The 24364-nt window shown below is 72.0% G+C and carries 24 protein-coding genes; 13 read left to right on the top strand and 11 right to left on the bottom strand.

Annotation, left to right across the window (positions count from 1 at the left end):
• Positions 1-129 precede the first annotated feature (129 nt).
• Both ACZ7P3_RS14395 and ACZ7P3_RS14390 read left to right on the top strand, forming a co-directional pair.
• Positions 130-423, top strand: a complete 294-nt coding sequence (locus tag ACZ7P3_RS14395) for a DUF6400 family protein (RefSeq protein ID WP_472081337.1) — start codon at positions 130-132, stop codon at positions 421-423.
• Positions 410-643, top strand: coding sequence for a hypothetical protein (locus tag ACZ7P3_RS14390; RefSeq protein ID WP_472081335.1), 234 nt, complete (start codon positions 410-412; stop codon positions 641-643). The genes ACZ7P3_RS14395 and ACZ7P3_RS14390 overlap by 14 nt, the downstream gene beginning before the upstream one ends.
• 159 nt (positions 644-802) lie before the next feature.
• Here the strand turns inward: ACZ7P3_RS14390 and ACZ7P3_RS14385 are convergent, their stop codons facing one another.
• From ACZ7P3_RS14385 to ACZ7P3_RS14370, 4 genes are all read right to left on the bottom strand, one after another.
• A complete protein-coding gene (locus ACZ7P3_RS14385) occupies positions 803-1642 on the bottom strand; it encodes a maleylpyruvate isomerase family mycothiol-dependent enzyme (protein ID WP_472081333.1) in 840 nt (279 codons plus the stop codon).
• 113 nt (positions 1643-1755) lie between these two features.
• The gene (locus tag ACZ7P3_RS14380) at positions 1756-2334 is read right to left on the bottom strand and encodes an AMIN-like domain-containing (lipo)protein (RefSeq protein ID WP_472081331.1); all 579 of its coding nucleotides are present in this window, start codon (positions 2332-2334) and stop codon (positions 1756-1758) included.
• A 301-nt stretch (positions 2335-2635) separates the two neighbouring features.
• Complete coding sequence (locus ACZ7P3_RS14375) at positions 2636-3709, bottom strand: NAD(+)/NADH kinase (RefSeq protein ID WP_472081329.1); 1074 nt, start codon at positions 3707-3709, stop codon at positions 2636-2638.
• Positions 3710-4035: 326 nt separating this feature from the next.
• Positions 4036-4341, bottom strand: coding sequence for a hypothetical protein (locus ACZ7P3_RS14370; protein WP_472082012.1), 306 nt, complete (start codon positions 4339-4341; stop codon positions 4036-4038).
• On the opposite strand from ACZ7P3_RS14370, the gene ACZ7P3_RS14365 reads away from it, so the two are divergent.
• On the top strand, positions 4244-4687 hold the full coding sequence (locus ACZ7P3_RS14365; protein WP_472081965.1) for a DUF4232 domain-containing protein: 444 nt from the start codon (positions 4244-4246) through the stop codon (positions 4685-4687). The two genes, ACZ7P3_RS14370 and ACZ7P3_RS14365, sit on opposite strands and share 98 nt — an antisense overlap.
• A 301-nt stretch (positions 4688-4988) precedes the next feature.
• Here the strand turns inward: ACZ7P3_RS14365 and ACZ7P3_RS14360 are convergent, their stop codons facing one another.
• Positions 4989-5876 (bottom strand): serine hydrolase, encoded by an 888-nt coding sequence (locus tag ACZ7P3_RS14360; RefSeq protein WP_472081328.1) that lies wholly within the window; start codon positions 5874-5876, stop codon positions 4989-4991.
• A 277-nt stretch (positions 5877-6153) separates the two neighbouring features.
• On the opposite strand from ACZ7P3_RS14360, the gene ACZ7P3_RS14355 reads away from it, so the two are divergent.
• The gene (locus ACZ7P3_RS14355) at positions 6154-7581 is read left to right on the top strand and encodes a purine-cytosine permease family protein (protein WP_472081326.1); all 1428 of its coding nucleotides are present in this window, start codon (positions 6154-6156) and stop codon (positions 7579-7581) included.
• A 383-nt stretch (positions 7582-7964) separates the two neighbouring features.
• Positions 7965-8927, top strand: a complete 963-nt coding sequence (locus ACZ7P3_RS14350) for an NmrA/HSCARG family protein (protein WP_472081324.1) — start codon at positions 7965-7967, stop codon at positions 8925-8927.
• A 19-nt stretch (positions 8928-8946) separates the two neighbouring features.
• Here ACZ7P3_RS14350 and ACZ7P3_RS14345 read toward each other — a convergent pair whose 3' ends face one another.
• On the bottom strand, positions 8947-9747 hold the full coding sequence (locus tag ACZ7P3_RS14345) for a ribonuclease BN (RefSeq protein WP_472081322.1): 801 nt from the start codon (positions 9745-9747) through the stop codon (positions 8947-8949).
• Between the two features lie 166 nt (positions 9748-9913).
• Positions 9914-10372 (bottom strand): Lrp/AsnC family transcriptional regulator, encoded by a 459-nt coding sequence (locus ACZ7P3_RS14340; RefSeq protein ID WP_472081320.1) that lies wholly within the window; start codon positions 10370-10372, stop codon positions 9914-9916.
• A gap of 62 nt (positions 10373-10434) precedes the next feature.
• Here ACZ7P3_RS14340 and ACZ7P3_RS14335 point away from each other — a divergent pair, with 62 nt between their 5' ends.
• Both ACZ7P3_RS14335 and ACZ7P3_RS14330 read left to right on the top strand, forming a co-directional pair.
• The gene (locus ACZ7P3_RS14335) at positions 10435-11184 is read left to right on the top strand and encodes an AzlC family ABC transporter permease (protein WP_472081318.1); all 750 of its coding nucleotides are present in this window, start codon (positions 10435-10437) and stop codon (positions 11182-11184) included.
• Positions 11177-11506 (top strand): branched-chain amino acid transporter permease, encoded by a 330-nt coding sequence (locus tag ACZ7P3_RS14330; RefSeq protein WP_472081316.1) that lies wholly within the window; start codon positions 11177-11179, stop codon positions 11504-11506. The genes ACZ7P3_RS14335 and ACZ7P3_RS14330 overlap by 8 nt, the downstream gene beginning before the upstream one ends.
• A gap of 127 nt (positions 11507-11633) precedes the next feature.
• On the opposite strand, the gene ACZ7P3_RS14325 is transcribed toward ACZ7P3_RS14330, so the two are convergent.
• A complete protein-coding gene (locus ACZ7P3_RS14325; protein ID WP_472081314.1) occupies positions 11634-12125 on the bottom strand; it encodes a peptidylprolyl isomerase in 492 nt (163 codons plus the stop codon).
• Between the two features lie 91 nt (positions 12126-12216).
• Here ACZ7P3_RS14325 and ACZ7P3_RS14320 point away from each other — a divergent pair, with 91 nt between their 5' ends.
• Positions 12217-13068, top strand: coding sequence for a class I SAM-dependent methyltransferase (locus tag ACZ7P3_RS14320; protein ID WP_472081312.1), 852 nt, complete (start codon positions 12217-12219; stop codon positions 13066-13068).
• A 338-nt stretch (positions 13069-13406) separates the two neighbouring features.
• Here ACZ7P3_RS14320 and ACZ7P3_RS14315 read toward each other — a convergent pair whose 3' ends face one another.
• Positions 13407-15254: a coagulation factor 5/8 type domain-containing protein gene (locus ACZ7P3_RS14315; RefSeq protein ID WP_472081310.1), complete on the bottom strand. Its 1848-nt coding sequence runs from the start codon at positions 15252-15254 to the stop codon at positions 13407-13409.
• Positions 15255-15551: 297 nt separating this feature from the next.
• Here ACZ7P3_RS14315 and ACZ7P3_RS14310 point away from each other — a divergent pair, with 297 nt between their 5' ends.
• The 3 genes from ACZ7P3_RS14310 (at position 15552) to ACZ7P3_RS14300 (ending at position 19953) form a co-directional block, all read left to right on the top strand.
• Positions 15552-16625: a DUF1996 domain-containing protein gene (locus ACZ7P3_RS14310; RefSeq protein ID WP_472081308.1), complete on the top strand. Its 1074-nt coding sequence runs from the start codon at positions 15552-15554 to the stop codon at positions 16623-16625.
• Positions 16626-16724: 99 nt separating this feature from the next.
• Positions 16725-18590: a glycoside hydrolase family 3 protein gene (locus ACZ7P3_RS14305; protein ID WP_472081306.1), complete on the top strand. Its 1866-nt coding sequence runs from the start codon at positions 16725-16727 to the stop codon at positions 18588-18590.
• A 322-nt stretch (positions 18591-18912) separates the two neighbouring features.
• Complete coding sequence (locus tag ACZ7P3_RS14300) at positions 18913-19953, top strand: LacI family DNA-binding transcriptional regulator (RefSeq protein ID WP_472081304.1); 1041 nt, start codon at positions 18913-18915, stop codon at positions 19951-19953.
• A gap of 169 nt (positions 19954-20122) precedes the next feature.
• On the opposite strand, the gene ACZ7P3_RS14295 is transcribed toward ACZ7P3_RS14300, so the two are convergent.
• Positions 20123-20920: an SAM-dependent methyltransferase gene (locus ACZ7P3_RS14295; RefSeq protein WP_472081302.1), complete on the bottom strand. Its 798-nt coding sequence runs from the start codon at positions 20918-20920 to the stop codon at positions 20123-20125.
• A gap of 201 nt (positions 20921-21121) precedes the next feature.
• Complete coding sequence (locus ACZ7P3_RS14290) at positions 21122-22777, bottom strand: glycoside hydrolase family 5 protein (protein WP_472081300.1); 1656 nt, start codon at positions 22775-22777, stop codon at positions 21122-21124.
• 148 nt (positions 22778-22925) lie between these two features.
• On the opposite strand from ACZ7P3_RS14290, the gene ACZ7P3_RS14285 reads away from it, so the two are divergent.
• Both ACZ7P3_RS14285 and ACZ7P3_RS14280 read left to right on the top strand, forming a co-directional pair.
• Positions 22926-23063, top strand: coding sequence for a hypothetical protein (locus tag ACZ7P3_RS14285; RefSeq protein WP_472081298.1), 138 nt, complete (start codon positions 22926-22928; stop codon positions 23061-23063).
• Between the two features lie 281 nt (positions 23064-23344).
• The gene (locus tag ACZ7P3_RS14280) at positions 23345-24328 is read left to right on the top strand and encodes a hypothetical protein (protein WP_472081296.1); all 984 of its coding nucleotides are present in this window, start codon (positions 23345-23347) and stop codon (positions 24326-24328) included.
• Positions 24329-24364 lie beyond the last annotated feature (36 nt).

The following is a 24364-nucleotide window of genomic DNA, read 5'->3' as shown; positions in this document are numbered from 1 at the left end:
GATCCCTGGTTTCCCGGAGGACCGGGACGCATTGCCGATCACCCGAATGGCCGCCCCTCCGGCAGGGCCGCTGTGACTTCTCGCACCTCCCCTTGCCCTGGCGGGTAAGGCCTACCTACGTTCGAACTCATGTCCTCTCATCACCCCACCCTTCCTGACGAACCGGACGAAAGTGCGGCGGCTTCGAGTGGGCCCGCACCGGTCGACTTCGCCATCGACCTGAGCTCCCACGAAATGCTCCGGCGGACGCACGTCCTGGCCGCACTGGGGCCCGACTGGGACCCCGTCGCGGCCCTGCGCGGTGAGGAGGAGGCGTATGACCTGCTGTACTCCGGCCTCAGTGCGGAGCAGCAGCGCATCTACGACGAGCTGGTCGCGGCCGGCGTGCTCCCGGCGCGCGGGGGCGGCGATGCTGCCGCTTGACCCGCAGGCCGACATCGGCCGCCGGGCCTGGGTGGCCTGTCCGAACTGCGACGACCGCCGCACGTGCGCCACGTGCGAGCAGGGGCTCACCTGCCACGGACACTGGCGCTACCTGCTCTCCAACACCGGCAGCCTGCTCCACCTGCAGTGCCCGTCCTGCACCCACGTCTGGACCCATGAGACCCACTTCGGCGCCACGCGCTCCGACTCGCCGGAGTGAGCGTCGGCGTCTGATGTCGGCCTGTGACGTCGGAGTGAGCCGTCGGCCTGTGCTGTCGGCGCGTGACGTGTGCTGTGACGTGGGCGTGTGGCGTCGGTGTGCGACGTCAGCGCGTGAATACGCCGCGTGACGTCGGCGTGCGGCCGGTCGTGAACCGGCTCAGGGGGCGGTGAACAGGGTCGGGAAGCGGGGCGCCAGCCACGGTCTGGGGCCCCAGGCGAGGACCTGCCCCTGAGCGATGGCACGCCAGGGATTCAGCCGGCCCAGTGCGATGAGCAGGAAGGCGACGGGCTCCAGCAGGATGGTGCAGTCCGTACGGTGCGCCGGCGGACCCGGTGTCACCTGCACGGTGCCGTCGGTCAGGGACACGCCGAACGTCTCGCCCCCGCGCAGCCGGATCCGGTAGCGGGCCGTCAGACCGGCCGTGGCCGCGGTGTCGGTGACACGCGGCATGACCGAGAGCATGAAGGGCATGCACAGGGCCACCCGCTCGCCGTCGACCATGTGCGGACGCTTCAGGGCGCGGGCGAGGTCGTACCCGTGGCCCAGCATGTGCGTGAGCAGGTACGACGCGAGAACGGACCGGTTCATGAGGCCCAGGGGCGTCGCCGGTGCCGGGCCGTCGGCGGCCCCGTCGGGCGCAGGACGCGTCATGGCGTCCAGGAACGCCTCGGCCTGCTCCGTGATCATCGTCGCCAGGGGCTCCGCCCTGCGCTCCCCGAAGACGGCGAGGGACTCCGCGTTGGCCGAGGCGAGGCTCTGGGGCGTGCCGTCCCCGTAGGGGCGCTCGCGCCCGGACGCCAGGTCGGCCATCAGCTCGTTGGCCAGGGCCAGGTGAGCGGCCGCCTCACCGAGCGTCCACTCCGATCCCGGCACGGGCAGCGCCGTGTCGGGGGCGCTGCGCACCAGCGCGCCGATCTCCTCGGCGGTCCTTCGTATCGCCCGTCCCAGCCCGTCGGGCAACGGCCCCGAGCCGCCCTGCCGTGTCGTCGCGTGCACGCCGCCTGCTCTCCTCCCGCCCGGCACGGCCCACGCGCCTGTGGCGCCGGTACCCAACCAGACTCCGGGGGCGCACGGCAAGTCCCCGCGCGCCCTCGGTTCGGCCCCGGTGCTCAGCGGCCGCCCGTCCAGGTGTGGGCCACGTCGATCACGAGACGGTCGGACAGCCGGATGACCCGGAACGGCAGGCGGGCGCGGACGCCGAGACCGATCTGGGTCTCGCCCTCGAAGCTGCCGGCGAACCGGGTGTCCCTGAAGGTGCGGTAACCGCTGAGGTGCACGCCCGGCAGGGGCCGTCCGACCCGTCCCGGGTACGTGGCCGCGCCGCTCGCCGGGTCGTAGCTCGGGGCGCCGACGTGGATGTCGAGCACGGCCCCGCCGCCGACCGGGAGGTAGCGGCCGGTGGCCGTCTGGTGGAGCCGGTCGACGTATCTGACGTACGAGCCGATCCCGCCGCCACCGCCGGGGACGTCGATGACCAGGCGGTCGAAGCAGTCGTGCCGACCGGTCCTGATGTCCGTCAACGGCACGGCTCCACTCGTCGCACCGCCCTTGGCGCCGCTGCCCCAGCCGGTCGCGCAGGCCGCGGCCCGCGTGGCGGCCGCCGGTGCGGCGTCCGCGGCAGCCGTCGCCGCGCCCCAGCCGGCTCCCGCGAGAAGGAGTGCCGCCACCGCGGCTCCTGTTCGTCGCATGATGTCCCCCTTGGTCGAGCCATCCTGTTATGGGAGGAGACATGCGGATGTGAGGGATGGTTGCACGCCGGGGCGGTGGGAATTTCCGCGGATTCCAGGGATGCCGAAGAGGTGGGGGTTCCTGCGGATCTCACGGCAGCCGGGACGGAGGGTTCCCAAGGTCTCGGAGGAGCCGAGGCGGGGGTTCCTCCGGGTCTCGGGGATGCCGGGGCGGCCGGGGTCCCGGTGGATCCCAGGGCGGCCGGGGCGAGGGATCCTGCGGACCTCGGGCGGCCGAAACGGCGGGGGTTTCCTGCGGATCTCAGGGCAGCCGGGGCGGCTCGTCGGGAGCGGGGGGCAGCGCGAGATGCGCGAGATCACTGGGGCGCGGTGTGGTCACCGGCCACAGCGGAGCGGCGGTGCCGTCGGCGAGCGCGGCCGGCGCGTCGGTGAGGTTCATGCGCTCGCGCAGGCGGCCGTAGAAGTCCATGGGGCCGAGCCGGACCGCCTTGAGCCGGCGGGGAGCGGCGTACACGCCGATCCAGTCCCCGGGGTTGAGCACGCCGCGGACCTGGCCGTCGATGCTGACCGCGGCCTGTCCGGACCGTTCGAGCACACGCAGTGCGATGGGCTCGTCGGGCGCGGCCACGACCGACCGGTTGAACGCCATGTGCGGGGCGACCGGTGTGAAGACGAGGCCTTCCGCGCGGGGCGAGACGACCGGACCGCCGGCGGCGAAGCTGTACGCGGTCGAGCCCGTGGGCGTGGCCACCAGCAGCGCGTCGGCGGAGTAGGACGCGAGGAGCCGGCCGGCCAGATAAACGCCGACCGAGACCTGGCGGTCCCGGGCCAGCTTCTCCACGACGACGTCGTTCAGTGCGGTGACGTTCATGGCGATGCCCCAGTCGTCACCGGTGTCGCAGTCCATGCGCACCCGGGGCGGCGGCAGCAGCGGCCCACGGCCGTACCGCACCAGCTCCTCCATCTGCTCGGGCACCTCCAGCCGGCACGACGCCCGCAGCGTCAGGAGCATCCGGCTCTCCACGGTGATCCGCCCGTCCTGTACGGCGTCCAGGGCGGTGCCCACCGCCGTGGCGGGGACCTCCGTCAGGAACCCCACCCGTCCGAGGTCGACGCCGAGGACCATGACGTCGCTCTCGGCGGCCAGCCGGGCACCGCGCAGGAAGGTCCCGTCGCCGCCCAGCGTGACGATCAGGTCCGGACCGCCCGCGGCATCCAGCTCCTCCCGGGCGCTGTGCCGCGCGCCGTTCTGCCACACGTCGATGTCGGCACACCCCACGGCACGCTCGGCGCACCACTCGCGTACGGCACTCGCCGCGGCCACGGCCTCGGGCCGTCCGCCGTGGACGACGAGGCCGATACGGTTCAGCGTCATACCCGCCTCCCAGCAGGTTCGCCCGGGGAGCCATCCTCGCCGTGAACCGGGTCGGCACCTCGCACGCCACGCCGCCGGGTCCGGTGTCCGGCCGCCACCCGGGGCGTTCGTGCCGGTCCTGCCCGGTTCCTGTCACTGGCATGTCACAGGCGATGCGCGGTGGAACCCCTGGTGCGGCGGCTCTGTCTAGGCCGATGAACACCGGCGGGGAGCCGGTGGACCTGTGCACTTCGGACATCGGGGGACCCCATGCAGTACCGAGACGCCATCCGCGTCACCGCGTCGGCGATGGCCGTGATCGCGGGCGCTCTGTCGCTGTCGGCGTGTCATTCGGGTGGCGGCGACGCGGCGGCCGAGAAGCCCTCCGCGGCCCCGACCGGCGTGGTGGCCTCTCCCACGGCCTCTGCTCCGGCCTCTTCTGCGCCCTCTTCAGCGGGGAGTCCGGGCACTGCGACCTCGCGGCCGTCCGGCGGCGCCACGCCGGCCACTTCGGGCGCCCCGGCCTCTCCCGCGTCCGCGACGTCGGCCGGCTCGGTGCCGGCGTGTGCGGCGGCGGCCGTGAAGGCGACCGCGTACCAGGCCGCCGACCGTCCGGACGGGACGGGCACCGGAGCGGCGGTGGTGGAGTTCACCAACGTCTCCGGCCGGTCCTGTGTCCTGAACGGACACCCGTCGGTGGCCGGTGCGGGCAACGGCTCGCCCGAACACAACAGCCCGCTCTCGGTGACGCCTGCCGGCGCCGCGTCGGCGGTACACGTCGCGCCCGGCGGCAAGGCATGGGTGAAGCTGACGTTCGTGCAGGTGCAGGGAGAGGGCGACGGCTACTGCACGTCCGGCGCGAAGCCCGTCGTGTACCCGACGCTGGTGGTCGGCCTGCCCGGAGCGGGGGCCCATCAGGTCGCCCTGTCCGACGGTGAGTTCGCCGAGTGCGACAACAAGGTCACGGCGACCGCGGTCTCGGCGGTGAAGCCCTCCTGAACCCGCCCGGCCCGCCGGGCACGCGACACGCCGCCCTCGGCCGAGCGCCAGGGCGGCCCGCCGGCCGGTGAGTGCCGTCTCGGTGAGCTGCCGGTGGCTCAATCAGCGTGCACTCAGCGGGCCGAAAGCGGCACATCGGCGGGCCTCGGCACGCCTCGGCGGGCTGCCAGTGGCTCGTCAGCGGGCGTCATCGGACGGTCGGCGCGGCAGGCGCCACCAGCCGCCGTCGCGGCTCACCAGTGGGGGCCTCAGCGGGCCGTCAGCGGCTCGTCGGCGGACCTCGGCGGGCTGTCGGCGGTCGTCAACGGGTCGTCGTGGTGGAGACGGCGGTGCGTGCCGCCCGTTCCACCAGTGCGACGCCGTCCTTCATCGACTTGCTGCCGTCCGAGAGCACCGCGACGAGGTAGTGGTGCCCGCCGGTGGTGATCCGGCCGACGCTGTTGACGTCCCACAGCCCGGTCGTGTTGCGCTGGAGCCAGCCGTTCTTCAGGGCCCACCCGGACCCGGCGGCCGCCGAGACGCCCCAGGACTGGTCGTCGGCGACCTGGCCCATCAGTGTGCGGATGTAGGCGCGTGAGGTGCCGTCGAGCGCCTGCGCGGTTCCGGTCTTCGCCGTCGCGCCGGTGTCGAACACCGCGCGGAGCAGGCGTATCTGGTCGCCCGCCGTGGTCCGCGTCAGTCCCCACTTGGCACCGGGACCGCCGCTGGTGGAGGTCAGCCCCAGCCGTTTGTTCGCCGTCCGGAGGCCGGTGGCGAGTCCGATGCGCCGCCAGAAGCCGTTCGCGGCGGTGTTGTCGCTGTGCTCGATCATCTTCTCGGCCTGGGTGCGCTCCTGCGCGGTCAGACCGTGCCCGGAGTCCTGCGCCTGGAGCAGCCTCGCGGCGAGGATGTCGACCTTGATGATGCTCGCCGTGTCGTAACGGGTGTCGGCGCCGTACAGGGCGGGCTGCCGGCCCGTGCCGTCCAGGTCGAGCACCGCGGCCGTCACGCGGGCCTTGCCCTGCGCATGCACCGCGGCCGCGAAGGCGGACGCGGTGGAGCCGGAAGGCGCCGACGCTGCTGCCGCCGGCGACGGGGCGAGCGCGCCGGCCGCGAGCAGCGTCGCCACAGCGGCCGCCGGCACACCGGAGGCCGCCAAGCGCCTCCCGGGGATCCGAGGGCGCGGCCGGAGACTGGTGCGGTGCGGCATGTGAGGGGCCTCAGCAGGTCGGGGTACGGAACACAGCACGGCGAACGTAAACAAAACGCCCGCTCTGCGAAGTGACCGCTGCCACGTGGAGGGCGCTTCCATGCCGTTTGTGAGGAGAGCAACACGGTGACGGGTCCTCGCCCGCTGTGACCGGCCGGGTTCTGTTGCGCCCGGTCGACGCCGGCCAGGGTGTCCAGCGCATCCCCGGGGGTAACACTGTGACCAGAGGGGCGGTCCGGACCCGGGAGGCGGCATGAGCGCATCGGCGGAGCCAAGAGTGTCCGGCCTCGAGGTCCGGTCGATCGACTACGTCCCCCTGAACGAGCGGCACGGCAAGCTCTGGCACCTGGGCCCCCTGTGGTTCATGTCCAACGCCCAGATCGCGACCCTGGCCGTGGGGCTGATCAGCATCACCGAGGGCGGCAACCTCATCTGGTCGCTGCTCGCCATCGTCGCCGGAACCCTCATCGGCACCTTCTTCATGGCCTTCCACTCGGCCCAGGGCCCCCAGCTGGGGCTGCCGCAGATGATCCAGTCGCGGCCCCAGTTCGGCTACGTCGGCGCCCTCCTGGTGTGGCTCTTCGCCTATGTGCAGTACGCGGGATTCAACGTCTTCAACAGCGCCCTCGCCGCCCAGGCCCTGCACACCACGCTGCACGGGAGCGTCAAACTGTGGGTGGTCGTGGTCACCGCGGTCGCGCTGGTCATCGCGCTGGTGGGCTACGACATCATCCACAAGGCGGAGCAGATCCTGACGTACACCTTCCTCGTCGTCTTCGGGGTCTTCACCGTCGGCGTCCTGGTCACCCTCCACTATCCGGCGGGCTCCTTCGACCTCGGCGCCTTCAAGTGGACGCCGTTCCTCGCCCAGTTCGGCGTGGTCGCCGGCTACCAGATCAGCTGGGCCATCTACGTCTCGGACTACTCGCGCTATCTCCCGGCCGACGTGACGGTCAGGAAGACCTTCTACTGGACGTACTTCGGCTCCGCGCTCGGCGGCATCTGGCTGATGGTGCTCGGATCGCTGCTGGCCGCGTGGGCCGGCAAGGACTTCGAGACGATCGCGTCGATCAACGCCGCGGGCGACAAGGTGTTCGTCGGGTTCGGCGCGATCGTGCTGCTCTTCGCCACCCTGGGCCTGGTGTCCGTCACCGCGCTGAACATGTACGGCGGTTCACTGACCCTCATCAGCGCCATCGACTCGTTCAAGCGGGTCCGGCCGACGCTGGGCGCACGTCTGCTGACCATCGGGCTGACCGCGGCGCTCTCCCTGGTCGGAGCGCTGGCCGCGACCTCCAACTTCCTGGAGAACTTCAACAACTTCCTGCTGCTGGTGCTCTACCTGTTCATCCCGTGGACCGCGGTGAACCTGATGGACTACTACATCGTGCGCCGTGGGCACTACGCCGTCGCCGAGATCTTCAATCCGCACGGCATCTACGGGCGCTGGGGCTGGCACGGCATCATCTCGTACCTGGTCGGCTTCGCCGTCATGGTCCCGTTCTTCTCCGTCGGCACCCTCTACGTCGGCCCCGTCGCCGAAGCACTCGGCGGAGCCGACATCTCCCTGTTCATCGGGCTGCCCGTCGCCGCGGCACTGTACTGGTGGCTGACGCGCTCGATCGACGTGGCGGCCGAGACCAGGGTGGCCGAGGCGGAGGCGGCGGCGCTGGAAGAGGCGGCGCACGAGCACCGCGAGCCCTGACCGGCGGACTCGACCCGGCGAACCCCGCGCGCGTGGCGGTCGACGGGCCGGGCCACCTCCGTCGGGGCGGCGCGACGGCGCGTCCGGCGACCGGGGCATCACCGCGACCGCGTGATCCCAGCACGGCGGCAGCCGCACCGCCGAGGGCACGGGTTCGGATGCCCGTATGCGGCAGGGCGCCCGCCCCTCCGTCGCCCATGCCCGTATGCGGCAGGGCGCCCGCCCCCGTCGACGCCCTTCCCCGCACAGTGATCCACTCCATGCGCAATTATCTGCGCGACGCAGGGAAAGTTGCTATATTCATCTTCGCGGCGCAGCCAATGCGTAACGCAGCTATAGGTCCGCAGCTCGCCCCACGGCGAACTCTCCCTCCAGGAGCCCGCATGCTCACCATCGCCGTCACCGGCGCGACCGGCGCCCAGGGCGGTGCCACGGCCCGCGCCCTGCTGGCCGCCGGCCACCAGGTCCGCGCCCTCACCCGCACGCCCACCGCACCGGCAGCCGAGGCCCTGCGCCGGCTCGGCGCGGACGTCCGCCACGCCGACTTCGACCACCGCCCCCTGCTCGACGCCGCCCTCGCGGGCGCCGACTCCCTCTTCGCGGTGACGACCCCGTTCGGCACCGGCACCGGGACCGAGGTCCGCCAGGGCAAGGCCCTCCTGGACGCGGCGGCGGCCGCCCGGGTCGGACACATCGTGTTCACCTCGGCCGCACACGCCGACCGCGGCACCGGCATCCCGCACTACGACAGCAAGGACGGGATCGAGCGCCACCTCCGGGCGACCGGCATCCCCTGGACGGTCATCGCCCCGGCGGCCTTCATGGACAACTTCGCCTCCGGCTGGACCCTGGAGGCTTTGCGCGAGAACAGCTTCGCCTGGCCCATGCCGGCCGACCGCCCCCTGACGCTGATCCCCGCCGAGGACATAGGCGCCTTCGCGGCCCTGGCGCTGCAGCGCCGGTCCGCGTTCACCGGCCGCCGGATCGACATCGCCTCCGACGAACTCACCGCCGCCGGGATCGCCGCGGCCCTCTCGGCCGCGACCGGCCGCCCGGTCACGCACCGCGAGGTGCCCCTGTCCTACGTCCGCACCCACTCGGACGACCTTGCCGCGATGTTCGACTACTTCACCACCACCGGCCTCGACGTCGACGTCACCGGCCTGCGCCGCGCCCACCCCGAGGTGGGCTGGCACACCTTCGCCGACTGGGCCGCCGCCCAGGACTGGCCCGCCCTGCTCGCCCCGGTCCCGCCCGCCCTGCTCACCCCGGTCCCGCCCGCCCTGCTCGCCCCGGACCCGCCCGCCCTGCTCGCCCCGGACCCGAACGAAGCCGTTCTGCCGTGAAGCCCCCGCCGAGGGCCGCTCACTTCTCGTGCGTCAGATGGGACGGCAGCCAGTGGTGCTCGCAGAACCAGCGCCCGAAGAGCGCACCCCCGTACACCACGAACCCGACGCCGATCAGCCACGACTCCACCACCAGCACGGTCCCGACCGCGCCGTAGCTCAGTGCGTTGGTGACGATGAGCGGGGTGAAGACGAGGGAGGAGAAGGCCCTGAGGCCGGCCAGGCCGCCGACGGTGGCCAGCGCGCCCGGCAGCAGGGTGCGCCAGTGCACCTGGCCCCCCAGCAGGAAGCGCTGGCCCCACCAGAAGAACAGCACCGCGCTCAGCACGGACACCACGACCCGCTGCATCCCCTGCAGCGTCGTACGCGTCTGCACCTCCTGGTAGAGATACGCGGTCAGCACCGCGAGCCAGGTCACCTGCCGCCATACCCGGTGCCAGGGACCCGCGGCCAGGCCCCAGACCCGCTCGTAACCGTTCTGGACGCTGCCCGCGAAGGACACACCGAACACCGCGAGCAGGACCAGGCTCAGCACGCTGGTGGTGCCGACGACCTCGCGCGGCGGACTGATGATGCCCGTGAGGGCATCGGCGGACCGCCCGGACAGCCCCATGCCGTCGGCGAGCCACGAGGCGAAGCCGCCCCGTACCAGCGGATCGGCCGCGGCGACCACGATCAGCAGCGGAGCCAGCGTCACCAGGGCCAGCGTGGCGAACCCCATGGCTCGGTGCATCAGCTCCAGATCGCGTCCGCGCCGGAACAGGACGTGCACGCCGACCCACTCCCAAGCGCGGTGGAGGCCGCGCCGCCACTGCCTCACGGGTCCCTCCCGTGCTCGCCGCACCGTGCTCGTCGCCGACCTTCGGGCGCCGCCGGCATCGAGCGGGCTGCCCGCGGCGAGTCTCTGCTGACATGATCGGACGAAAGGTGCCGACTCGCCCGGCCGGACATGCCGCAGGACGACACGATCCTGCCCGTGAACCGGCTCAGGTGCCCGACTTGATCGTCTTCATGGTCAGGTGGGAGTCGATGCGCAGGACGCAGGGCAGACCGCTGAGCTTCTCGGTGAGAAAGGACTCGTAGGCGGCGTGGTCGGCGACGGCGACGCGGACGAAATAGTCGGGGCGGCCGTACATGCGCCGGAACTCGATCACCTCGTCGTAGGAGGCCACGGTGTCCTCGAACTCCAGGAAGGTCGTCCGGTCGTTGGCGCTGACCTCGACGTCGATGAGGACCTCCAGGCCGCGGCCCACGGCCCCGGGATCGACGACGGCCCGGTACCCGGCGATGACGCCGGCCTCTTCGAGCCGCTTGACCCGGCGCAGGCACGGGGGCGGGGTCAGCCCCACCCGCTGGGCCAGCTCGACGTTGGTCAGCCGCCCGTCCTGACGCAGGTGGAACAGAATGTCCCGGTCGATGGCATCGAGTTTCACTTCATTGCGCACAGCCTCATTCTACGGACATGAACGGCAACCATATGACATGGCGTTTCTTCTAAAATGTCTCCATGCGAACCTCCTCCGCCGCTGTCGACGGCGCGGTCCGGCCCGAGCCCGCCCCCGCACCCCGGACGCTCTCCGAGGCGCGGGCCGCGTTCGAGGACTCCGCCTCCGTGGGCCTCGGCTTCGTCCCGCTCGGCGTCGCGTTCGGCGTGCTCGTCACCCACTCCGGTGTCGGCTGGTGGTGGGCGAGCCTGTCCAGCGCGCTGATATACGGCGGGTCGTTCGAGTTCCTGCTGATCGGCATGGTCACCGCCGCCGCACCGCTGGTCTCCGTCGCCGTGTCCGCGTTCCTGGTGAACCTGCGGCATGTGTTCTACGCCCTGTCGTTCCCGCTCGACCGGGTGACGGGACGGTTCGGGAAGTCGTACAGCACGTTCGCGCTGTGCGACGAGGCCTACGCCCTGACCGCCGGGCACCGGGCCCGTACCTGGTCCAGCCGGCGCATTCTGTGGCTCCAGCTGTTCATGCACCTGTACTGGGCCGGGGGAGCCACCGCAGGAGCCCTGCTCGGCTCGCTCATCCCCGACAGCGTCACGGGGCTGGACTTCGCACTCACCGCTCTGTTCGCGGTACTGGCGCTCGACGCCGTCCGTGACCTGCGGGGTGATCTGCCCACTCCGCTGCTCGCGCTCCTCAGCGCCGTCGCCGCCCGGCTGTTGCTTCCCGGGCAACTGCTGCCCGTCGCCTTCGCCCTGTTCACCGCCGGGCTCCTGGCCCGGCACCTCACCCACCGCAGGAAGCCGAGCCATGCCTGACACGCCCTACCTCGTCGCCGCGGTCCTCGTGTCGGCCGCCGTGACCTGGGCCCTGCGCGCCCTGCCCTTCGCCGCCCTCGCCCCCCTGCGCGCAAGCGGCACGGTCCAGTACCTCAGCACCCGCATGCCCGCCGGGATCATGGTGATCCTCGTCGTCTACTGCCTGCGCGACCTGCCGCTGGCCCACGTCCGCGTCCTGGCCCCGCTCGCGGCCCTGACCGTCACCGTCGGTCTGCACCTGTGGCGTCGCAACGCCCTGCTGAGCATCCTCGGCGGCACGGCGGTCCATGTGACGCTGGCCAGCACGGTCTTCGCGCACTGACGGCCCGCGAACGGCCCGCGCAAGGACCGCGGACAGCACGGCGCCCGGTGAGACAGCCGGCCAGGAAGGGACCGACCGGCGTCATCACCGGGCGTGCCGTCATGCGTCACCCGCGGGCGGACGTCGCTCAGACGGTGCCGCTCTTGGCGATCGTGACCTTCGCGCTGGTCGTGCCGCTCTGGCTGCCCAGCTTCTCGATGCTGTCGACGATCTCCTGGCCCTCGACGACCTCGCCGAAGACGACGTGCTTGCCGTCGAGCCAGCTGGTGACGACCGTCGTGACGAAGAACTGCGAACCGTTGGTGTTGCGGCCCGCGTTCGCCATGCTCAGCAGGTAGGGGCGGTCGTGCTTGAGCGTGAAGTTCTCGTCGGCGAACTTCTCGCCGTAGATGCTCTTGCCGCCGGTGCCGTCGCCCCGGGTGAAGTCGCCGCCCTGCAGCATGAACTGCGGGATCACCCGGTGGAAGGAGGAACCCTCGTATCCGAAGCCGTGCTGGCCGGTGGCCAGCTCACGGAAGTTCTTCGCGGTCTCGGGGACCACGTCGTCGAAAAGCTTGAAAACGATCCGGCCGGCCGGCTGGTCGTTGATCGTGATGTCGAAGTACACGTTGTCACTCATGGCGATCAACTTACCGTTGAGCAGTGCCGCAACGTGCAGAAGGGTGGGTTTGGCCCTTCGGTGTCGTGCCGCGGGCCCGAGAATACGAGAAGTGGAGGCCGACGTGACCGAGGGCCGGCAGTGGGACGAGACCCTGTTCGAGGGGACGGCCGCCCACTACACGCGGGGCCGGCTGCCGTACGCCCCCGGCCTGGTGGCACGGCTGGCCGATGTGCTCGGCCTGGACGGGACCGGGCGGCTGATCGACGTGGGCTGCGGGCCCGGCACCCTGACCCTGCCCCTCTCGCCGCTGTTCGGCCACGTCGTCGGCGTGGACCCCGACCCCGGAATGCTCGACGCGGCCGCACGCCGAGCCGCCGACGAGCCGGCGGCCCGCAGGACGCGGTGGGTGCGGATCCGGGCCGAAGAGCTTCCGGCGGACCTCGGCACCTTCACCGTGGCCGTCTTCGCCCAGTCCTTCCACTGGATGGAGCGCGACCTGGTGGCGGCCCGTGTGTACGGCATGCTCGGGCCCGGCGGCGCGCTGGTGCACGTCAGCGACCTCAAGGGCGAGCGGCCGGGCACCGAGGGCCTGCCGTACCCGGTTGCGCCGTACCCGGCCATCGGCGAACTGGTGCGGGCGTACCTGGGGTCCGTGCGCCGTGCCGGGCGCGGAGCGCTCCCGGACGGCACCCCCGGGGGCGAAGCGGCGGTGTTCCGGCGGACCGGGTTCCTGGGGCCCGAGCGGTTCGTGGTCTCCGGCGGGCAGGTGCTGGAACGCGACGAGGACGACGTCGTCGCCTGGGTGTTCTCGTTGTCGTCCTCGGCTCCCGGCCTCTTCGGCCCGCGCCGGGACGCCTTCGAAACCGACCTGCGCCGGCTGCTGCGCTCCTGCTCCCCGGCGGCCCGCTTCAGCGAACGCGGGCCCGGCACCGAGGTGTTCGTCTGGCGCAAGCCCTCCTGACCGGCCCACCGAAAGGACACGCGCCAGGCGGTCTCGTCGGGGGTGTCCTGGCGGCCGACGGCGCCCGCCTCTCTCACCTCGCCGGACGCACGGAGCGCCGGGCACTCGCGCGGTGCCCGGACCCGCCGGCAGCCCGCTCGCCCGCCCCGACCGGCCGGACCACCGCACCTCCGGCAGGTGCTTGCACCACCACGGCGGCCCGCGCCTGAGCGGTGGACGGCCGGGGCGGGCAGGAAGCAAGCGGCGGACGGCCGGGGCGGGAAACCGGCGGCGGACGGCCGAGGCGGGAAACCGGCGACGGGCGGCCGGGGCGGGCAGGGATCAGCGGGGTGCTGGCCTCACGGGTACGACACCACGGTCGACGGCGTCGTGGACGTGCCCGAGGTCGGTGATCCCGTCTCGTTGATCACGTGCTCGTACTGGCCGTTGCCGCCGAGCGAGACCACCAGCAGGTCGTGGAACTTCACGCCCGGACGGTTCGGCGCGGAGAACCCGTTGTGCTGCACGATCGACGGATCGACGTCGTAGTAGCAGTAACTGCCCAGGCCCCAGCCCTCGTGCGCGGTGACGTTGTCCCCGACCTTGTAGGCCGCGTATCCCTTGACGGAGCCGTTCTGGACGGCGGCCTGGTTCGGGGCGTCGTACGCCTTCTCGTTCTGGAAGAAGATCGTGCGACCGCGCTGGCCGTTCCACTGCACGTCGTACTTGTTGAAGTGCTCCACGAACAGACCGGTGCACAGGACGTCGTCGCCGTTGACCACGACACCGTAATCGGCGCGGTTGGTGTCCCAGCCGACGCCGGTGCCGTGGTCGGCACGCCAGACCCAGGTGTGGTCGACGATGGTGTGCCGGCTGTTGATCACCATGCTCGTGGTCGCCCTGCCGGCGCCCGCGCCGCCGACGCGTACGAAGACGTCCTGCACGGTGGTCGGGTCGGCCGAGTGGTCCCGCGAGGCACCGGACGGGCCGACCTCCAGCAGGGTCGGTGAGTTGACCGGCCCGGCGTCGATGAGGAACCCGGCGAGCCGTACCCCGTCGACGTCGGCGACCTTCATGACCGTGGTCCCGTTGTCGGGCACGAGGGTCGCGTACCCCAGGCCCAGTACCACGGTGCCCGCGCGGTTCACCTGGACCGGCTGGTCCACGTGGTAGACGCCCGGTGTCAGCAGCAGGTGGAGTCCCTGCGCCAGTGCCTGGTTGAGGGTGGCCGCGCTGACGCCCGGCCGGGCGACGTAGAACTGCGACAGCGGCAGGGACGTACCCCGCGGCGTACCGCTTCCCCAGGTGACACCGCGGGCGCCGGTCCGCAACTCCGGGAGGAACACCCGGAATCCAGTCCCGTCGACATGAAGGAAGGGCTTCTCGCGGGAGACCGGGGTGGAGTCGAGCGTGGTGTACGGCGGGTTGGGGAAGCTCTGCGCCGGCGCGCCCTGGACGCCGGAGAACACCATGTTCCACACGCCGTTGAGCCAGCTTCCGACGACGCTGTCGCGGGTGTACCACTGCTGCTGCGAGTAGGGCCCGACCTGGCCGTCGATCCGGCTGTCCGCGATATAGCCGCCGCTCGCCCAACCGTAGCCCGACGGGGCGAGGTCGAGCCCGCCGCGTACGTGCATGCGGCGGAACGGGGCCGCCTGCGCCACCGCCCAGCGGTTGGTGCCGTTCGCGGGGACCAGGGCCAGATTCTCCGCCGAACGCCAGAAGTTCTGCGTGGCGTTGCCGTTGAACCAGCCCGCGTCGACCGTCACATCACCGTTGATGGTCGTGTCGTCGGGGGAGAGGCCGAGGCCGGCTATGGAGGTGTAGAAGCCGATCTGGGCGTTGAGGCCGCTGTAGGCACCGGGCTTGAACAGCAGCGCGTAGCGGCCGCTGCCGAACTGGGCCGACTCCTGCTGCTGGAAGACCTGGTCCAGCTTGGCCTGGATGCCGGGCGTGGACGGGTCGAAGACGAGCACGTTGGGGCCGAGGTCGCCCCCGCCGGGCAGGGCGCGGGGAGACGTGCGGGACGTCGTGACGGCACCGGCCGGTGTGGCCACACCCGCGAGCAGGGGCACGGCCGCCGCCGCGGCACCGAGAACGGCCCGGCGTCCGATGCGTGGCGAGGACTGCGAGGACTGCGAGGACGGCGAGGGCTGCGAGGAAGGGGTGGACGGCGAGGAGGGCGAGGTGGGGGACGAGGGGGGCATGCGCGGCTCTCCTTGTTCAGGAAGTGAACGAATGGTGGCTGGGGAGCGCTCTCTCGTCGTTGGATGCTTCAGTGGCGTGAACGATGCGTCAAGAGGTGCAACCGAAATTCCAGTCCCTGGCACTGACCAACCGTCATATCGCCGTCCCCGCCTTCGAGAAGTGAGGGATGGGGCCCGCTGATCCTTTGGTCGATTCCCTTGACACCCTCACGCCACCGCCCCAACACTCCAGCGATGGGAGAGCGCTCTCCCGTCTCCGTACGACTTCCAGCCCCCACCTCCTGTCGAGGAGCCCGTATGTCACGGAGATCGAAGATCCTCTCGGGCGCGCTGATCACTTCCGCGCTGCTGCTGACCTCGCTCGGCCTCGGTGGTGTCGCCGCGTCGTCCGCACCCCGGGCCACCGCCGCGGCCGTGCACACCGGCCACGCCATGGCAGGGTCGACCGCCTCCTCGCCCGAGGACCCCGACGGCGACGGCTACATCCCGGCCGACCCGCCGGTCACCGGCGTCACCCCGTCCACGCAGGACCCGCCGCACCGCTACTTCCACGAGTTCCAGGCCAACTGCGCGGTCAGCCACACCGCTCCGGACGACCCGATCGTCTATCCGCAGCAGCCCGGCAAGTCCCACGACCACACGTTCATGGGCAACACCACGACCGACGCGAACAGCACCACGGCCTCACTGGGCGCGGGCGGCACCACCTGCAAGGCGCCCGGTGACCTGTCCGGCTACTGGATGCCCACCCTCTACGACGGCGACCGGCAGATCCTGCCCGTGGGCCCGCAGGTCATCTACTACAAGACGGGCGTCACCGACTACATCAGCGTGCGGCCGTTCCCCAAGGGCCTCAGGTTCGTCGTCGGCAGCCCGATGCAGAGCGCCGACGAGTTCCGCCACCACCCCGGCTTCGTGGAGGGCTGGGAGTGCGGTGACAGCTACTTCAACACCGAGTTCCCGGCGGCCTGCCCGGACCGTGCCGACGTCCAGCTCAACATCCGCTTCCAGGCGCCCAGCTGCTGGGACGGAAAGTACCTGGACACCCCCGACCACAAGAGCCACATGGCCTACCCGGTGGTCAAGCCCGGAACGAACGACAACGTCTGCCCCGCCGACCACCCCGTGGCGCTGCCGATGATCGAGTTCAAGACGGCCTTCCCCGACAACGGCGACATGTCGCAGGTGCGGCTGTCCAGCGGAACGGGCCACAGCTTCCACTACGACTTCTTCAACGCCTGGGACGACCGCACGCTCAAGGCGCTGGTCGACCACTGCATCGTCGGCGGGCTGCAGTGCGACGCGCGCGGCTACGACGAGACCCACCCGGAGGCGGGCGCGGCCCTGGACGCCGACTACCGCCTGCCGTAGCGGACAACGCCCGCAGCCGCAGCCGCAGCCGCAGCCGCAGCCGCAGCCGCAGCCGCAGCCGCGCTCGCACCCGCACACCACACGGGAGACCCCACCACCATGACCCCACCACCCCGCACCCGCACTCGCGCGCGCCGCCTCGCCGCGCCGCTCACCGCCGGCGTGCTCACCGCCGGCGCCCTGACCGCGCTGCCGGCCGCACAGGCCCACGCGGCCGGCAGCGTCGTCAAGGTGACCGGCACCCAGGGCAACTGGCAGCTCACCGTGGACGGACAGCCGTACCAGATCAAGGGCCTGACCTGGGGCCCCGCCATCGCCGACGCCGACAGGTACCTGCCCGACCTCAAGTCCATGGGCGTCAACACCATCCGCACCTGGGGAACCGACGCCACCAGCAAGCCGCTCCTCGACTCCGCCGCCGCCCACGGCATCAAGGTGATCGCCGGGTTCTGGCTGCAGCCCGGCGGCGGACCGGGCAGCGGCGGCTGCGTGAACTACGTGACCGACACCGCCTACAAGAACCAGATGCTGGACGAGTTCCCCAGGTGGGTGCAGACCTACAAGGACCGCGCCGGAGTCTTCCCGCAGCACGAGGTGTCGGTCCTGGACGGCATCAGGTCGGGGCTGCGCGGCCGGGCCCGGGTCGTCCATGTCCCCGGGCCGGCCCCGGACGGCCCGCCCCCGCCGCTGGACATGTCCGTGAGCAGCGACCCGCGCAGCGCCGTCCCCGGCGTCCTGCTGCGCGTCCTCGACCGCGCGGGCGCCGAGCTGTACGCCGGACACCGCCGAAGTGGAAGGCAGTTGGAGCCTCCCGTGCCGCCCGGCGCACACACCGTGGAGATCAGCGCACGACTGCCGCCCCGGGTGCCGGGTGCCTGGCGGATCGGCATCGCCGGCATCGGCCGCCTCAGCCTCCGCCTCGACGGACAGGAGCTCCTGGAAGGGACGTTCACCACCACCACGGACGACCCGGCCGTGATCCATGTGAGCCCACCGGCCCAGGTGGTCACCGTCCACCTGACCGCAGGCACCGCCCCGTTGCTCGTCGCCCGCCGGGAACTCGCCCCGGGCACCGGGCGCGCCACCCTCGTGGGCGCCGCACCACCCGGACCCGGCCGCGCCGAGGCCCTGGCCGCGGCGGTCCGGGCGGCACGCGCGGCGGACGCGGCCGTGGTGGTCGTCGGCACCGGCGAACAGCACGAATCCGAGGGACACGACCGCCTCCGTCTCGCCCTGGGCGTGGATCAGGACGCCCTGGTCCGCGCCGTCGCCCGGGCCAACCCACGCACGGTGGCCGTGGTCAACAGCGGTGGCCCGGTCGAACTGCCCTGGCGCGACGAGGTCGGCGCACTGCTGCTCGGCTGGTTCCCCGGCCAGGAGGCGGGCGGCGGTCTGGCCGACGTCCTCCTCGGCCGGGCCGAGCCCGGCGGACGGCTGCCCACCACCTGGCCCGCCACTCTCGCCGACGCCCCGGTCACCCGCACCCGGCCCCGGGCCGGCCGCGTCTGCTACGACGAAGGCGTACACGTCGGCCACCGCGGCTGGCTGCGTGCACGCCGCACGCCCGCCTACTGGTTCGGGCACGGACTCGGGTACACCACCTGGGCCTACGAGGAGATCACCGGGCCACCGCAGACGGCGGCCGGGGAGGACTTCACGGTCCGCGTGCGGGTGCGCAACACCGGGGCGCGCGCCGGCCGGGAGGTCGTCCAGGTCTATCTCGCCCGCCCCGGCGCGGGCGCCGTCGCCTACCCGGAGCGGTGGCTCGCCGGGTGGACGGCCGTGCGGGCGGGGCCGGGGGAGACGGTGGTCGCCCCGGTCCGGGTCCCGGCGCGCAGCCTGCGCCACTGGGACGTCCACGCGGGCGCGTGGCGCACCGAGCCAGGGCCGTGCCGGGTGCTGGCGGGCCGCTCGGCGGGGGACCTCCCCGTGGCCCTGGAGGTCATGGTCCGCGACCCCGGCTAGGACCGCGCGGCCGGCGCGGAACGCGCGCGCAGCGGACGAAGAGCGTGCTCAGGAGCGTGGGGAGAGTGCGCTGAGGGCGGATGGGGAGCCTGCGTAGGGCGTGTTTGGAGCGTACGGGGACGACCGTGCGTGAGGCGTGGTCGGAACGTACGGAGACTCTGAGCAAGATGTGATGGGAGCGCACGGAGAGCCTGCGCAGAGCGTGTCCCGGACGTACGGGAGGGCCTGCGCAGAGCGTGTCCCGGACGTACGGGGAGGGCCTGCGCAGGGCGTGCGGAGAGCGCTCTATGCCCGTGGGGTGCCCGGCCGTTAGGGTGCGGGCATGAGCAGACAGGCCCCGACGCTGGAGGACGTCGCCCGGGAGGCCGGCGTCTCCCGGGCCACCGTGTCCCGGGTCGTCAACGGCGTGCGCAACGTGGACCCCGCGATCCAGGAAGTGGTCCGCCTGGCCATCGAACGGACCGGGTACGCACCCAACCGCGCCGCCCGCTCCCTGGTCACCCGGCGGGCCGAGACCGTGGCCCTGGTGGTGTCCGGCGCCGGGAACGCCTCGGACGAGGCACAGGCCGCCTTCGCCGCCCGCGTGTTCGCGGACCCGTTCTTCGGACGGGTCGTCGCCGGGATCGTCGGCTTCCTCCGGCCGCGCTCGGTGCACCCGGTGCTGATGTTCGCCGAGTCCCCCGAGGCCCGCCAGGAGGTGCTGACCTGTCTGCGGCAGGGACGGGCCGACGGCGCACTGGTCGTCACCAGTCACGCCGACGACCCGCTGCCCGCCCTGCTCGCCGAGGCCGGCCTGCCCGCGGTGCTCTTCGCCCGGCCCTCCCGGCCGGTCCCGCTCAGCCATGTGGACCTGGCCCACCGGGACGGCGGCCGGCTCGCCGCCGAGCACCTGCTCACCCGTGGCTGCCGCAGACTCGCCACGATCTGCGGTCCGCTGGCCGTCTCCGCGAGCCAGGAACGCCTGGCCGGCTTCCGTGACACCCTGGCCCGGCACGGGCACCCCTACGTCCCCGTCGCCGAGGGCGGCTTCACCCTGGACAGCGGAACCGTCGCCATGGCCGCCCTGCTCGCCGAACACCCCGGCCTGGACGGGGTGTTCGCGGCCAACGACCTGATGGCCGAGGGGGCCTGCCGGGTGCTGCGCGAGCAGGGCCGCCGGGTGCCCGAGGACGTGGCGGTCGTCGGCTTCGACGACTCCACCGTCGCCGTCGCCTGCCGGCCCCGGCTCACCACGGTCCGCCAGCCCGTGGAGGACATGGCGGCGGACATGGCCCGTCTGCTCGACGAACACATCCACGGCACCCGCACCGAGCCGGCATCGGTCGTCTTCGACCCGGAACTGGTGGTGCGGGAGTCGGCATGAGGAAGACGCGGCAGGCGCGGCCGCGAGGGACTCGCGCACAGCTGTCTGCGCGTGTACGGCTTTTCGGCCCGACTCCGAATCCAACTCCGAATCCGGCTCCGACTCCGAATCCGGCACCGGTCGGAACCGGCCGCCGGAACCCCTGCCGAGGCCGGCTCGGCGCCCGCCGTCAGGAGGTCTTGCGGGCCACGCCTCCGTAGAAGCCGATCTCGTGGGACCTCGGCGGTGGCGTGGTGTCCGGACGCCAGAACGGGACCTGGGCCAGGCCGGGCTCGGCCAGGTCGAAGCCGTCGAAGAACCGCTCGACCTCGCTACGGGAGCGCAGGTTCAGGGTGGCGGTCGCCTTGTTGTAGACGGCCTGGGCCGCGCTGCGGTCGGCGAAGTCGCCCGTGGCATGCGAGAGCACCAGGAAGCTGCCGGCCGGCAGCGTGTCGCGCAGGGCGGCGACGGCCTGGGCGGGCTGCTCCGCGTCGGTGAGGAAGTGCAGGACCGCGACGAGGAGCAGGGCGACCGGCTCGTCGAAGTCGATGGTGCGCCGGACGTCGGGATGGTCCACGACGGCCTGCGGGTCGCGCAGGTCGCCGAGTACCACGCTGGTCGACCCGGAGCTGCTGAGCAGCGCGTTGGCGTGGGCGGCCACGATCGGGTCGTTGTCGACGTACGCGACCCGCACGTCCGGCGCCGCCTCCTGGGCGATCTCGTGCACGTTCGGCGAGGTGGGCAGTCCGGTGCCGATGTCGAGGATCTGACGCACGCCATGGCCGACGACGTACCGGACGGCGCGCCGCAGGAAGGCCCGGTTGGCCTGCAGGCCGATGCGTACCTCGGGCGCGGCGGCGGCGAGTTCGTCGCCGGCCCGCTGGTCCACCTCGTAGTTGTCCTTGCCGCCCAGCAGATAGTCGTAGATCCGCGCAGGGTGCGGCCTGCTGGTGTCGATCTTCGCGACCCGGAAGCCGTCCTGTCCCACGCTGTGCTCCTCTCGCCGGCGGTCACGGCCCCCGCGCCCGTGACCGGCCGACGACAGCCTCTCACAACAACTGCCGTGCTTTGGCCAGAAGTTGCCCGTGCGATATCGGCAGCACGCGCTCACCCCCGGTGACCGCCCTGTCGCCGCACACCACGCGGAGGCGGGTGCGCGGAGCAGGACGGCCACGTCCGTGCCGCGCCGTCAGTGCAGTGTGCGGCACAGCAGTGCATCGGGACCCGGACGGCTGCCCACCCGCGTGGTGAAGGCGATCCCCGCGGCGTACTCGTCGGCCGCGCACTGGCCCTTGTAGTCGCCGTGGGCGAAGTCGCCGCCCGCCGCGTCGGCGGGACGGTTGTCGGACCGGTCGAACCACACGGTGCGCCCGGCGCCCGCCGGCGGAACGCGGCCCGGCACGCACAAGGCCGCCGACAGACGTTCCCCGCGCAGGCTGTAGCCGATCAGGAAACCACCCGGGGGGCACTGGAGTTTGGTGTACCCGGACGCCCAGTCACCGCCCGCCGGAACATGGCGCTCGTCGACGACGACCGTCCGATCCGCACCGGAGTCCCGCAGGTCCGCCTCGCCGCCGTCGGTGCACAGGCCACGGCCCGTGGTGTGACTGAGACCGGCCAGACGCAGCCCGTCGGGGCAGACGGCCTTGTAGGCGCCGGAATCCCAGTCCCCGGTGTTGCGCACGCGCAGGGACTCCACCGCGTCGCCGTGGTCGGTGGAGAGCATGCGCCAGGTGGTGACGGCCGCCACCGGACCGGCGTCGCTCGGCGCGGTCATGAGCCGCTGCCAGGCCGCACTGCGCCAGTCGCCGGAGTCGAGGATGCCGGTGCGGTGCCCCGCGCTGTCGTAGCGCAGCAGTGCCCAGTCGTCGTGGCCCTCGAAGCCGACGAGCGGCCAGTAGGCGAAGTCGGCGTCATGGCCGGTGAAGTAGTCGGTGATGTTGCCGAACCAGGCACGGGCCGCCGTGTTCGCCTCGTTGGAGCCGATGCCGAACTCGCTGACCCAGACGGGTGCGGTGAAGTGCTGACCGGACTGTTCGACGAAGAACGCCTCGTCGTCGAGAGCCGCGTCCAACTGCTCGCGGGTCAGGTCCTGGTAGCGAGGGTCGTGAGTCTCGCCGATGCCGGTGGCACCGCTGTGGTGCGGACCGGTGTAGCCGTAGAAGTGGGCCGAGTACACCAGCTTGTGGGCGTCGACGAGAGTGTGCGACAGGGTGCGCACGGGCGTGAGCATCGGCCGGCCGTGCGGGAGCCCGTCCACCGGCACGCCGGTCCAGTTGATGCCCTCGATGACGATGAGGAGACGGGGGTTGGCCTCGGTGAGGATGCGGTCGCCGGCGAGCTGGGCCGCGGCGTACCAGTCGTGGTCGTCGCCCAGACCCCAGTTGGGGTCGTCCAGGACGTCACGTCGGACCTCGTTGTACAGGTCGGCCCCGACCACACGGGGGACGGTGGCGTAGCGGCGGGCCATGAAGACCCAGTCGTCGGCCCACTGCTGGGTGGACAGCCCGCTGTTCCACCGTTCGTTGCCGTCGATCCCGCAGCACCAGCGGGACGTGTGGGTGTGATTGTTGAGGATGACGGCGAAACCGCTCCGGCTGAGCGCGTCGGCCACGGCGTCGAAGACCTGGAGGGGGGTCCGGCCCCGCAGCTGGGGGTTGGCGCGCACCGCGGCGTCGGGGACGGGCGTCGCGCTGTGGATCATCTCGTTGGAGAACGGCAGCCGGATCGTGTTGATCCCCAGCCGGTGGAAGTCGGCGAGCAGACCGTCGATCGGGACCCGGTCCAGGCCGAGGGGTATGCCGTAGGAGTTCTGGCCCGCGTGATGGGCGGCGGGGTCGCTCACGCTGCCGCTGCCCGTCCACGATCCCTGAGCGCCGTCCCAGTTCGCCGCCTTCAGACGGAAACGGTTGCCCTGGGCGTCGACGATGTACCGGCCTCGCGTCGACAGGGGAGCGGACCAGGCCTCCGCGGCCGGGGTCGTGGTTCTGGGCTTGGCTGTAGTCGTGGCTGTGGCTGTGGCTGTGGCTGTGGCTGTGGCTGTGGCTGTGGCTGTGGCTGTGGCTGTGGCTGTGGCCTCGGCGGCCGGTGACGGGGGCGGCGGCGGGGCGGCGGACGCCGTTGTCGACTGAGCGGCCAGGAGCAGGAGGGTCACGGCCGTTCCGGTCAGACGCAGTACAGGACGCAGGACAGCTGGTGCGATCGGCATGGGGCAGCCCTCGTTCGTCGGGGGAGTTCCACTGACGGTCGGAGACGAGCCGCCACGCGCGGGCGGTGTCATTCCGGGCTAGTACCCTGCACGGTGGGGCTCAGAAGGTCCAGGTTGTCGGCGGGACCAGGGCTGGACGCAGCGGTGCCGTACCCGGCGGCCGGGTCCGCTCCCACACCCACCGTCCGATTCCCAGGAGCCGCGTTGTCCACGTCCTCTGCACACCCCTCGCGCCGCCGTCTGCTCACCGGAGGCGCCGGTCTGGCGCTCGCGGCGTCCGCCGGGCCACTGATATCGGCGTCCCCGGCGGCGGCCGCCGAGCCGGCGACCGCCCAGCTCTACCAGCTCAAGCCGCCCCACTTGCTGGAGGCCGAGACACTGGTGGAGTACCTGCGGCTGCGTACCGACGAGTGGGACCACAACCGGTACAACGTCGAACAGGCCGGCGGGGAGAACCTCGGCAGAACCCAGGTGACCTGGGGGCGGCCAGGTCACCCGGAGGAGTTCGAGAACCTCTCCCAGTGCGCCTCCTTCATGACGGCGCTGCTGCAGCGCTCCTACGGCGCCGACACCGCCTACGGCTGGGCCACCCCGGAATACTTCAACCAGTACTTTCCGCCGAAGGACGGCACGACCCGCACCTCCTCCTATCCCAACGCCGAGGACCTGCAGGCCGGGTTCCTCAACGCCTCCGCGGTGCCGCACATCGATCCGGTGACCAAGCCGGTGAACCTGCGCCCCGGCGACATCATCGCCTGGGACTACGACCCCGCCGTCAAGAGCACGCCCTATACGGGGCACACGGTGATGATCCGCTCCTACCTGGGCACGCTGTCCTCCACCGTCGACAGCAAGCTGGGTGTGTCCGGGGTGGTCCCGCACCTCTTCCAGGTCGTCGACTGCACCAACAGCCCCCACGGAGGCCCCGACCTGGGCAGCCAGTCCAGCATCGACCGCTACCGCGCCCACCCCGACACCAGGGCCGAGATCGCCGACGACAACAGCACCTACACCGAGCACAGCGGCGTGGGCTACGGCCACATGATCTTCTACGCCGACCCCGACACGTCGCTGTTCGTCGGATACCGCTGGAGCGTCAACTCCTCCTCGCCCGAGGCCGCGGTCGCACAGCCGGTCACGGGCAAGAAGCAGATCGCCGCGGGCCGGGTCAACGCCTTCCTGGTGTAGCCGGGCGAGATGGTCCGGGAGGGTGCGGGCACGGCC

Source organism: Streptomyces sp. NPDC107581, assembly GCF_055657175.1.
The sequence above is the reverse complement of the archived record's forward strand: the minus strand, read 5'-3'. Positions and strand labels throughout refer to the sequence as shown.